The sequence below is a fragment of the Enterococcus sp. AZ140 genome, from assembly GCF_051714405.1.
GTDB classification, from domain to species: domain Bacteria; phylum Bacillota; class Bacilli; order Lactobacillales; family Enterococcaceae; genus Enterococcus_B; species Enterococcus_B pernyi.
This window is the reverse complement of the sequence record NZ_JBIORU010000001.1, coordinates 1,587,368-1,598,760: the sequence shown is the minus strand read 5'-3', so window position 1 is coordinate 1,598,760 and position 11,393 is coordinate 1,587,368. Positions and strand designations below refer to the sequence as shown.

At 37.3% G+C, this 11,393-nt stretch carries 12 protein-coding genes; 11 read left to right on the top strand and 1 reads right to left on the bottom strand.

Annotated elements, in window-relative coordinates:
- The first annotated feature begins 107 nt into the window (after positions 1–107).
- The 9 genes from IGJ39_RS07485 to IGJ39_RS07445 all read left to right on the top strand — a co-directional run bounded on the left by IGJ39_RS07485 (position 108) and on the right by IGJ39_RS07445 (position 5,509).
- Entirely contained in the window at positions 108–815 is a 708-nt protein-coding gene (locus IGJ39_RS07485; protein ID WP_065095746.1) for an ABC transporter ATP-binding protein, read from the top strand.
- 225 nt (positions 816–1,040) lie between these two features.
- Positions 1,041–2,429: a C39 family peptidase gene (locus IGJ39_RS07480; RefSeq protein WP_104776749.1), complete on the top strand. Its 1,389-nt coding sequence runs from the start codon at positions 1,041–1,043 to the stop codon at positions 2,427–2,429.
- Positions 2,430–2,673: 244 nt separating this feature from the next.
- Positions 2,674–3,033: a YxeA family protein gene (locus IGJ39_RS07475; RefSeq protein WP_195339395.1), complete on the top strand. Its 360-nt coding sequence runs from the start codon at positions 2,674–2,676 to the stop codon at positions 3,031–3,033.
- Positions 3,034–3,283: 250 nt separating this feature from the next.
- Positions 3,284–3,553, top strand: a complete 270-nt coding sequence (rpsN, locus tag IGJ39_RS07470) for a 30S ribosomal protein S14 (protein WP_019724116.1) — start codon at positions 3,284–3,286, stop codon at positions 3,551–3,553.
- 17 nt (positions 3,554–3,570) lie between these two features.
- Positions 3,571–3,738 carry a 50S ribosomal protein L32 gene (gene rpmF / locus IGJ39_RS07465; protein WP_019724115.1) on the top strand — a complete coding sequence of 56 codons (168 nt, stop codon included), beginning with the start codon at positions 3,571–3,573 and terminating at the stop codon, positions 3,736–3,738.
- Positions 3,739–3,769: 31 nt separating this feature from the next.
- A complete protein-coding gene (locus IGJ39_RS07460) occupies positions 3,770–4,147 on the top strand; it encodes a hypothetical protein (protein ID WP_065095742.1) in 378 nt (125 codons plus the stop codon).
- Positions 4,148–4,183: 36 nt separating this feature from the next.
- Positions 4,184–4,591: a NusG domain II-containing protein gene (locus IGJ39_RS07455; protein WP_019724113.1), complete on the top strand. Its 408-nt coding sequence runs from the start codon at positions 4,184–4,186 to the stop codon at positions 4,589–4,591.
- Positions 4,592–4,854: 263 nt separating this feature from the next.
- The gene (locus tag IGJ39_RS07450) at positions 4,855–5,040 is read left to right on the top strand and encodes a type II toxin-antitoxin system HicA family toxin (protein WP_029594205.1); all 186 of its coding nucleotides are present in this window, start codon (positions 4,855–4,857) and stop codon (positions 5,038–5,040) included.
- A gap of 34 nt (positions 5,041–5,074) precedes the next feature.
- A complete protein-coding gene (locus IGJ39_RS07445) occupies positions 5,075–5,509 on the top strand; it encodes a type II toxin-antitoxin system HicB family antitoxin (RefSeq protein WP_019724111.1) in 435 nt (144 codons plus the stop codon).
- Between the two features lie 394 nt (positions 5,510–5,903).
- On the opposite strand, the gene IGJ39_RS07440 is transcribed toward IGJ39_RS07445, so the two are convergent.
- Positions 5,904–6,920, bottom strand: coding sequence for a hypothetical protein (locus tag IGJ39_RS07440; RefSeq protein ID WP_438764392.1), 1,017 nt, complete (start codon positions 6,918–6,920; stop codon positions 5,904–5,906).
- A 442-nt stretch (positions 6,921–7,362) separates the two neighbouring features.
- Here IGJ39_RS07440 and IGJ39_RS07435 point away from each other — a divergent pair, with 442 nt between their 5' ends.
- Positions 7,363–8,142: a MerR family transcriptional regulator gene (locus IGJ39_RS07435; protein ID WP_195273233.1), complete on the top strand. Its 780-nt coding sequence runs from the start codon at positions 7,363–7,365 to the stop codon at positions 8,140–8,142.
- Positions 8,143–8,479: 337 nt separating this feature from the next.
- Positions 8,480–11,323 carry an endo-beta-N-acetylglucosaminidase gene (locus IGJ39_RS07430; protein WP_195339394.1) on the top strand — a complete coding sequence of 948 codons (2,844 nt, stop codon included), beginning with the start codon at positions 8,480–8,482 and terminating at the stop codon, positions 11,321–11,323.
- The last annotated feature ends 70 nt before the right edge of the window (positions 11,324–11,393 follow it).

Sequence of the window (11,393 nt, the reverse complement as noted above, 5' to 3'; positions counted from 1 at the left end):
TTGCTGAATTGGGAGATCCTTCTACTATCAATGAGTAGTTTGCGCCCTACAGTTTTGTATGAGAATTTGATTTATAAACTAGAATGATTTTATGGAGGTTAATATCGATGAGAGAGATAGTTATTTCAATAAACGAATTAAAAAAAGAAATAGAGCTTGCGAAAGGAAATCTTTTACAAGTGCTTACTGATATTTCTTTTGATGTAAAGCAACAAGAGTTTGTATCGATCGTAGGACCTTCTGGTTCAGGAAAAACAACGTTGCTTCATTGTATCTCTAGCTTATTACCTCCTACAGAGGGAGAGGTGATGATCGATGGCGAATCACCATATGGATGGAGTGCAGCGAAATTAGCAAAGTTTCGTCGTAAAAAAATTGGTTTTATTTTTCAAGATTTTCAACTCATACCTTCATTGTCAGCCTACGATAATATGGTACTCCCAGGAACATTGAATGGGCACAAAATAAAAAGGGAAAATATCGATACTTTGGCAAAACGATTGGAATTAAAAGCGGATTTACATCAGCCTATTGATGCTCTTTCGGGTGGTGAACAACAAAAAGTTGCAATTGGGCGCACAATATTAGCAGATCCAGAAATATTATTTTTAGATGAACCTACTAGCGCATTAGATACTCACTCACGTGTCCTTATTATGGAAGTACTGAAAGAATTAGTAAGCAAAGGTAAGACAATTGTTATGGTTACTCATGACCTAGAATTAGCCAGTCAATCTTCCAGAGCAATTGTTTTAAAGGATGGGCGCATTCATAATAATATAAGTTCGCCAACATTGGAAACCCTCATATTCTAAAAGATACGATTCATTCATATCTACCTTAGCTCCATCTACTTTTACTCAATGAAATTAGCGTATGCTTTCTTTGGTTCTCAAATGGATTAAACAAATCATTCGGACAAAAAAATAGATTCATGTATAATTTAATCAGAGTTTATATTACTATCGTTATAATATTTTTAGGAAACATCTTATGTAAAATCTATTGCTATTTTTTGTTCATTTATGAGGAGGAAAAAGATGAAAAGGGGATTTATTTCTAAGGGGATTTGTGGGTTCACGATACTTGCGATATTAACGAGTTCGTTTGGTGTGAGTCAAGTTTTTGCAGAGGATTCGTCTACAATGGATACCTCGACTGAATCGACTCAAACGTCAGCAGCTCCACAGATAAATAGTACAGAAACGAATGAAGTCAGTCAGCAGACAGAAACGACAGAAACAGAGATACCAGCGCAAGAGTCACAACAAACGCCACCAGTACAAGCGAGTAAAGAAACAGAAGTTCAACCAGAGCAACCACAAACTGCAATCGTCGATGGAGTAGAAGTCGCTTTGGAAGCGCCAGAAAAAGCTGGTAAAAACGAAGCGGATATCACACAAGCGCCAAAAGAGGAATTGATCGAAGGCTCTCCAAGACTATTTCGAGCAGCTGTGCAAACGATTCCAATGTATCGTTTATTCAATCCACATAGTGGGGAGCATTTTTACACGAGAGACACTGGTGAACGAGATAATTTAAGAAGGATTGGTTGGAATTACGAAGGTGTTGGTTGGCAGGCACCGACAAGTGGTGATCCAGTCTATCGTTTGTACAATCGCTATAATGGAGAACATTTTTATACGTTGAACGCAAAAGAAAGAGATAGTATCACGAAACAAGGCTGGAAGTATGAAGGAATCGGTTGGTATTCCTACAAAGGGGCGAATGCCATTCCTGTCAGTCGTTTATATAGTAAACGCGTGAACTGGCACCATTACACATTAGATGAAAACGAGAAAAAAGTAATCACGAAACAAGGGTGGGTCTATGAAGGTGTTGGTTGGTACGCAGTTGGCAGTGGTCAACAAAATCAAGAGGACTATAAACTATTGGGTGTGAAAAATTACAACCAATATGCGTTAGGTGCGCCAAGTGGATGTGAAGGGGCTTCATTATTGCAAGCACTTCAATATAAAGGAAAGATCACCAACTGGAGTTTGACTCAATTCTTGAACACGATTCCTAAATCTCCGAATGGTAATCCAAACAGCGGTTTTGTTGGCAGCCCATTCGTCGAAAATTCATGGACTTATTCTGCAATTTATCCTGCACCTTTGACGACGTGGGGCAAGAAGTATGGAAATGTCCAAAATATTTCAGGTAGCTCGATGAATACGTTGTTAAACGAAGTCAAAAATGGCCATCCGGTGGTTGCTTGGGTTACGATCAACTTCCAACCAATCCGTTGGGGGAATTGGAATTTTGGTGTCGCAGCGAATAATAATCATGCGGTTACTCTTGATGGATATAATAAAGGAAGTAATCAAGTCCATGTATCTGATCCTATCAGTGGTTCTTATTGGATGAATCGGACAACATTTGAAAATATTTATAATGCACGTAAATACGCGGTAGTTGTAAGATAGACTAAAGCTTAACAAAAACAATGGTTGCAGTAATTCTTTTCCCATAACCTGTAAGATCCGAGAATAGTTTGGATTTTATGGGTTATTTTTATTGCATTATTCTATCTAGATCAAAATCAATGGTTAGAAACAAATTCTATTACGTTAATGTAAGTTAAACATAGGAAGAATAGATTTCGGATCATTGCCTTATTTAGTATGATTTAGACAGGAAGTGAAAAAGAATAGGAAAGTGGGAATGATAATGGGAAAACTAGTAAAAGGATTATTAGCAATTACGCTTATTTTAGGAATCGGTGCATTTTTTATTGAATCAAAGTCAGAAGGCTTTCAAGCATTAACGGATAATTTTTTATCTGATAAAGAAGTGAAAGAATATTATGTAAAAACAAGTAGTGGGGATAAAAAAGGGAAGGATTATCTCTACACGTTTGAAGGATACGATGAAGATGGCAATCAACAAACAGTAAAAAAATTAGTGGATCACGAATTAAAGCAAGGTAGATACTTAAAAATCTATGCAAAAGGAATGCAAGGAAAAGGCTGGAGTGAAGTAGCAGAAAACGAAGTGCCTACGAAAGCATTGCAAAAAATCAATATATAATGGCTGAAATGTTTAATTACATTTGAGGTAGTTAATAATAAAAAAAGCTCACCGTGATGGATGTGATACATGTCATGGGGGCTTTTTCAATGTTCTCAAAAACACACGCTCAGTCCAAGCCCGCTCAGCCATATTTTTTATTAGTATTTCTTTTTTGACAAACAAATAAATAAATGGTAATGTTATTCTACTCAAAACGTAATTATTACGATTTGTATAATATAAAGTGAAATAAAGGAGCAGATTATTAGTGGCAAAAAAATCAAAAATTGCAAAAATGAATAAGCAAGTAGCTTTGATCAATAAATATAGTGAACAACGTCAAGAGTTGAAAGCAGCAAAAGATTATGAAGGACTAGCTAAGTTGCCAAAAGAGTCTAATCCTAATCGTTTAAAACTGAGAGATCAGACAGATGGCCGTCCTCGAGGCTACATGAGAAAATTTGGCATGTCTCGAATCACTTTTAGAGAACTGGCACATCAAGGGTTGATCCCAGGAATTAAAAAAGCAAGTTGGTAAAATAGGAGGAAAAAGTCATGGCAGTACCAGCAAGAAAAACATCGAAAGCAAAAAAACGTTTGCGACGAACACACCAAGGTTTGACGAAACCACAGATTTCCTTTGACGAGGTGACTGGTGATTATCGTCGAAGCCATCACGTCTCTTTAAAAGGCTACTATAAAGGACGCAAAGTGACAGAATAACCGATTGGAAGCTGCAAGGGGGGTTCAAGAAATGAAAATTATTTATCCACCATTAGTCGAACAAGGAATCAAATATTATTCGAAAACGGTGAAAGAACCTGTAGACAAAGGGGAATTCTATCGTGCGATGGTCGATAAGAAACTGATCACAGAAACTGGCCTTCCTACAGAACATGCGCTAGAGCAAGGCTTTGTCAAAGACTATTACGAAAAACAAAACTTATCCTTTGAAGAATTTTTGGACATTTATCCTATTTTTCAAAAGCATGATGCCGATTTGTTCAAATCTATTGACGGCTTCTGGGAGATTCCTGTAGACTTGAAAATAGAATTAATGGAAATGCTTGAAACTGATCAACTGGATTATGATGACGAACAACAAATCAACATCTATTTAGAAGATCGGTAAAAGGATAGAATAAGAAAATCCAAAAGGACAAACTATATGCACAACTTTCGTAAATCAGGTATAAAACCTTGGGATATCATCATTATTACTGTTCTGGTAGTTGCTTCTTTCGTTCCGACAATTGTCTTTGCTTTGTCATTTGATAACGCAGAAAGCGGTAATAGTGTGAAGTATGCAGTAGTCAAAATTGACGGAAAAGAAGTCGAACGTTTTGATTTAGATGAAATCAGTAGTAAGATGGTGACTTATCATCCTTCTGATACCCAATACAATATTGTCGAAATCCAAGAAGGCAAGATCAGAGTCAAAGAAGATAATAGTCCCGATCAAATCGCTGTCAGAACTGGCTGGATCTCGGAACCTGGACAAACGAGTATCTGTTTGCCGCATCGACTAGTTATTACAATTGAACAAGAAGGACAGTCGGATTATCATATCTATTAAGTAAAAGAAAACTGCTACTATCAGCTAGGATAAAGTTGATAGTAGCAGTTTTTTTGTCTCCAGAGTGATAGGGTACAATCAGATATGATTATACATTAAAAAATATGTATTTAAAAATTGAACAAGGTGGCATGATCTATTTAAATGATTTCAAAATTTAGCATTTCTCAACCAAGAAAAATAGCTCTTTAAAAATATAGTCTCTCCTTTACGTACGTGTTGGTACGTGCTATAGTTGTTTTTGTAAGGAGGTATAGTGAAAAATACCGCTTACAGGAAAAGAAATGCTTCGGTTATTGAAGAAGAATGGCTGGGTTGAGCGAAGGCAGGAAGGCTCTCATCATCACCTTTATAAAGATGGTGTTAGAATTACTGTCCCTGTTCATGCCAATCAAGATCTAGGCCGAGGACTTGAGCAAAAAATTTTGAAGGATGCGGGATTGAAATAATCTCGCATTTGATTACAAGAAGGGATTGACTGAGATGTTAAGCGAACCTTTAGCAAAAACATATCCTGCTATTTTTAAACCCGAAGAAGGTGGCGGTTACTTCATTGAATTTCCTGATATTCAGGGTGCTTATACAGGAATCAATGAAGATGATATATCTTATGGAATTGCCATGGCACAAGAGGTGTTAGGTATGGTTCTAGCGGACTATATTGATCACGGAGAGCCAATACCAGAGCCGACGCCGATCAAAGAAGTCTTTGTTGAAAAAGATTCCTTTACGACATTGATTCGTGTAGATGTTGCTAAATATCTAAAGGATACAGAACTTATCAAAAAGACTTTAACGATTCCACGATGGGCCGATACATTAGGTAAACGTGCGGGGATAAATTTTTCAGTCCTTTTAACAGAATCCATTGCAGATAAAGCGGATGATATTCTTCATTCAGGTAAAAATAATAGATAAAAATGATTTGGAAACTAGTATCTTTTTATGTCTTCCACTAGTAATAATGCTCTCGAAATCTGACAGTAGATGAACATCTTTATGAATAAATTAGTTGAAACTGATTCTAAAAAAATTTAAAAAGCTTTTTAAAATCAGTCTCATAATAAATCAATTGTTGACTTGTATCTTTTATTTACAATTAAAGGAAAAGACCATTTAAAGTTTTCGATGAATGATCATTCTAGAAGTCAGCCAAAGCCCTCATCTAAATCAATATTTAGATGAGGGCTTTTCGCAGATGTGATACAGCATAGTTGATTCTAGGAGGTTAATCCTTATACTACCTTTTGATTGATTATTTGTGTTCGGTGCTTATGATCCTCTAGCACGTTTTATTGCTACTTTTCAAAGGTTACTGTAATTTGAAAAAAATCCTATTTGTAAAATCATTAAATTCAATAAGCGTATCGTCACCAATCGGAACGAGCAATGCGACTTTGCCTTTGTCCGTTCCACCTTCGTACAAATCTTTGTTCCCAAATTCTTCGTTGCCTAAGTAGCTATAACTTTCTTGGTTGACTTCTTCTCCAGTTGAACTAACTGGTATAAAACTAGAAAAAGCACGATATGGCTCATCTTGGCTCCCTTTATTGACAGTTAGCTCTGCATCAAAAACTACCCATTCTTTTCCTTCTGGTGCTGGTTCATTGTACTCATCCATGCTGATCATATAATTATACGCTTCTTCACCACGGACAACGTTACTGATGGTTAAGGAAATATTTGTGTCGATTTCTTCATATTCGTCATCATAATAAACAGTGTCGAACGTGATCGGGTTGTCGAGGGGCACAGGGTTTGAACGTTTGCCAAAAGCAGAATCACCTGATGCGTCATCTGATCCGCTTAGTTCAGTTGAGTTATCAGTGATATCTACGAGAGATGAATCATCTGTTGCGTCTTTATCAGTTCTGGTGCTGTCTGAAGAAGTAGAAGATGTTGCTGTTTTACTTTTATCATATGGCTTCAGAACAAGTTTTTTATCTTCCTCGTTATCTTTGGTAGGTGTGAGAATAATATTTTTATCTTCTTTTGTTACTGTATACTTGCCTGTTTCCCCGTCGTTTTCCCAGGTCATGATATTTCCTTCTAACGTGTATTCAAACTTATATTGAAATTCTTCAAGCATGCTTTTCGCAAATTCTTCACCCAAGGCTTCCCATTCATTGGTAGCGGTCGATTGGTAAGAAGAAGGATCAATGCGAAACGATACGACATGATTTGAGAAAGAGGCAATCATGTCTACTTCCTCTAATTCTTCAATCAGCCAATCATTGGCTTTCAGGTCATCAACACTGACTTGCTTTCCACAGGCGGCTAGAAATAGTAGAACGAACAATAACATGGAACGACTAACGATTTTTTTCATTTTTTTCCCCCAAAAAATTATTTTGACTACTATGTAAATGTAGTAGTTACCAAAAAAGTAGACCTATAACCAAGTGTGAAAGCCTATTCATTTTAAAAAAAACTTATTTGAATTTGGGCGTTTTAACTTCTTCATCGAAAACACATTAATATTATATCTTTATCTAATGAATAATACAAGTTGTGTTAAGAGTACGTTTGTTTTTTTACATAGAACTAAAATAAGGGTGATTTTTTAACGATATAAATATAGCTGTTTATCAAAATTTCTGAGTGGAAAATATTGAATAAAGGAATCTATGTGAATAGTTTTAGATTAAAAAATAACGATAAAATATAATATATAAAGATAGTTTATGATATAATCAGTATCTGAACGCTTGATATTAAAGATTATTATCATGTAGGAGAATTGTAATGAGAGAAACGGACAAAAGAAGTGAATTGTTGAGTATCGGAGAATTGGCGAAATAACCGGTGTCAATATTAAATCGTTAAGATATTATGAACAAGTCGGGGTATTATTGCCGGTATACATCAATCCAGATTCTGGCTATCGCTATTATTCCTTAGCGCAAGTGAGTGCGGTCGAGCTGATTCAAGCATGTGTAGAGATTGGGTTGCCTTTAAAGGAATTGCATCGCTTCAGTGATCCGAATAATTCCATCGATTACCTATCTTTTTTATCATATAGCGAAGAATTAATGAAACAAAAAATCGATTCGCTCCAACAAAATTTAAAAGGAATGCAAGAGGTAAAAGAAGAAATCAATTTGTTAAAAACATATCGACATTCTAAAAAGCAACATATTCGGCAATTGTCAGAAAAGTACTTATATGTTTTTCCTTATCAACCGACTGATAACAAAAAGACACTTTATACAGAAGCAGCCAATTTGTTTGATCGCTCGATGGAAGATGGGTATGAGCCTTTATATGATTTTGGTATTCTTTATGAATTTATTGATAAAAACATGCGACAGTATATGTATATAGAAATCAAGCCTACAAAAAATGTCCGTGAAAATATTAAGGTTTTACCTAGTGGAGAATATGCATGCCGGTTTACTCCTAAAAGTTACGGCGAGCGCCTTCCAGAGTTGTTTCCAGAAATATTTGAAAAAAAGTCGACTATTCTTGCGGTTGAAGCAGAAGCTTCCACTGGAACATTAGAAGAAATCGTTTATGAGATTCGTGTTTTCAACGATGGAATGAATGATTGAGAATCCGTCAACACTGAACAATGACGAAAAGTCAAAATGTTGAGGGAAATTTCTCCATGAATAAAGGAAATTACGTCGAAGGAACTAATCACGCAGACCAACAATTCAAGTTTTATTAGATTTGATTGGTCTCATGAGAGTTACAAATAAAATCAATCGTAAAGCAGCATAATAGCAGATCAACAATACAAAAACTGATTTCGATCGACGATCAAAATCAGTTTTTTTGTTCAAGTTACCTATAATTTGTTGTGAAAGTTCTATGCTTTGTTCATATACCCGCAATTAAGAAAGCGTTATCATTTTTGTGAATCAATTAAATTTAGGAGGAGCGGAGATGAAGGATAAGAAAAAAATGGTAGTCGGACTTTTTTGTGCAGTAGTAATAGCAAGTGCAATTGGTAGTGGGACAACGTATCACGCAGAGTCTAAAACGTTTGATTATAAAGAAACAGAAGCAGCAACTTATCAACGAGGACTGGATAATCAGCCGGAATCGTCTTACTGGTTTCCAGAAGAATTGTTAGAATGGGAATTTTCTAAAGATCCGGATGCACCTTATAATGTCAGCAAAGTGCCTTTGGCAAAACGAATCGATAAAAAGGCATTGACAACTTCAAATGACACGCAAACACCAGAAATGAAAGTAGTCGCTTTATCAATCATGAATAGCAGTACAAGTGGGAATGCGCCAAGGGGTATCAATACTTTTGATGCCAATGTATTTTCCAATTGGCAGTATATCGATCAACTTGTGTATTGGGGTGGTTCGTCTGGTGAAGGGATCATTGTGCCGCCAAGTCCTGATGTTATTGATGCGGCCCATAAAAATGGTGTGCCGGTATTAGGCACGGTCTTCTTTCCTCAAAGCGCTCATGGCGGTAAAATCGAATGGTTGGATACATTCTTGCAAAAAGATGAGGATGGTACCTTTCCTTTAGTCGATCAATTGATCGAAGTAGCTACTCTATATGGGTTTGATGGCTGGTTTATCAATCAAGAAACAGACACCGTAGTCACAAGCTTTGATGATGCGAATGCTCAGAAAAAGGTAGAAGGGGCAAATGCGGCAGAAGGATTGAGTAAAGAACATGCGGATTTGATGCAAGAATTCATCAAACAATTCAAACAAAAAGCAGCAACTTTAGATATCATGTGGTATGATTCGATGACTTCGGAGGGTAAAATGGATTGGCAAAATGCGTTGACGGATAAAAACCAAGCTTTTTTAGTCGATGCGGAGATGAATCCTTTAGCAGATAGCATGTTTTTGAATTTCTGGTGGAACACCGATCGTTTAGCTAGTCAAGAGCTATTGAAAGCTTCTAAAAAGAAAGCAATTGAATTAGGCATTGATCCTTATCAATTATATGCGGGCATCGATGTCCAACAAAATGGCTATGATACACCAGTGAATTGGCGGTTATTCACAGATGAAACGGGAACTCCGTATACTTCGTTAGGTCTGTATGTGCCAAGTTGGACATATTCATCAGCAAGTGATCCTGCTGATTTTCAACGTCGTGAAATGCGTTTTTGGGTCAATGAACAAGGTGATCCAACGAAAGGGAAGGCACCGGTAGAAAAAGAATGGCCTGGGATCTCTACGTATGCAGTAGAGCAGAGCGCTATTACCAGCATGCCTTTTGTGACGAATTTTAGCATGGGGAATGGGTATGGATACTTTATCAATGGAAAAAAAGTATCTGATCTAGAGTGGAATAATCGCAGTATGCAAGACGTGATGCCAACGTATCGTTGGATCTTTGATCATCAAGGAGAAAATCAATTAGCCGTTGAGATGGATTACGATGAGGCGTTTCGTGGCGGAAATTCTTTGCTTCTTAAAGGGAGTATGGTGAACGAGGCAACAAGCACAATCAAACTGTATCGAATGAATGGAATCATTTCCGATAAAACTTCTATCACAACAACGGCAAAAGCAACGAGCATGAGCCAACTTGACTTAGTTTTAGAAATGGCTGACGGACGAAAAGAAATCATCTCAGCAAGTGAACCAATCGGTCGGGATTGGACGACTGTCAGCTATGATGTCAGTCGATTGGCAGGAGAAAAAATCAACACCCTTTCTTATCAGCTTGCTTCTTCAGAAACTCAGTCGGATTATGCGTTACACTTAGGTCAATTAGCTCTGACAGGTGGAAAGGAACCTCAAGCCACAAAAGTGTCAGGACTGACGCTTGAAGATGTTGTGTTTGATGAAGAGGAAGGGCGATACGCTGGCATACGACTGGCTTGGGATGAGACGGAGAGTCAAGCAAGCTACTATGAGATCTACCGGTTGAATCCTGATAACTCAAAATCTTTCTTAGGAGCAACACCAGCTACGAATCATTATATCAATGCCCTTGAACGAACCTTAGACACCACGCAAACCAAATTGATTGTCGTGCCTGTTGATGCGCTGGGTAATCAAGGTGAACCTTCAGAAGCCGTTTCTTTTAATTGGCCGGATAATAAAGTGCCGAGAGCAGATTTTACTGCTTCAAGAACGTTAGCTGCTCCAGGATCAGCGATTACTTTTACAAACACGTCATCCTTAAACACTGAAACGGTTACTTGGGAATTTGAAGGTGGGGATATCACGACAAGTCATGAACATTCGCCAGTTGTCACTTATCGCAAAGAAGGTGTTTATAAAGTCAAATTAACGGCAAGCAATCAAGCAGGGGAGACACCTGTCGAAAAAAACGGTTTGATTACAATTTCTAATAAAGTACCAATGGAGTTACCGCTGTTATCACGAAACGCGAAAGCGACCGCTTCTTCTTATACCAACGAAGCGGAAGCCCCTCATTTAGCAATAGATGGCGACTTGTCGACTAAATGGTGTGCAACGGGTACGCCACCACATGAATTGACACTTGACTTAGGAAGTGTTCAAACCATTAGTGAAATTCGCATAGACCATGCGCAAGCAGGTGGAGAAAGTCCTGATATGAATACAAAAGCATATGCGATCGAAATAAGTGAAGATGGAGAGATATATAAAGAAGTTGCCAAAACTACCAATAATACGGCGAGTAGCTCCGTCGAGACTTTTGCGGTACAATCTGCACGATATGTCCGATTACGTATTGACAAACCAACACAAGGATCAGACACTGCAGCAAGAATCTATGGATTTGAAGTCTTTGGACTGCCAGAATTGTTACACTAACTTAGTGGGATAAGAAGTGTATTCGTCATCTCATCAGTTTTATCATTTAATATAATTGATATGTTTAAAA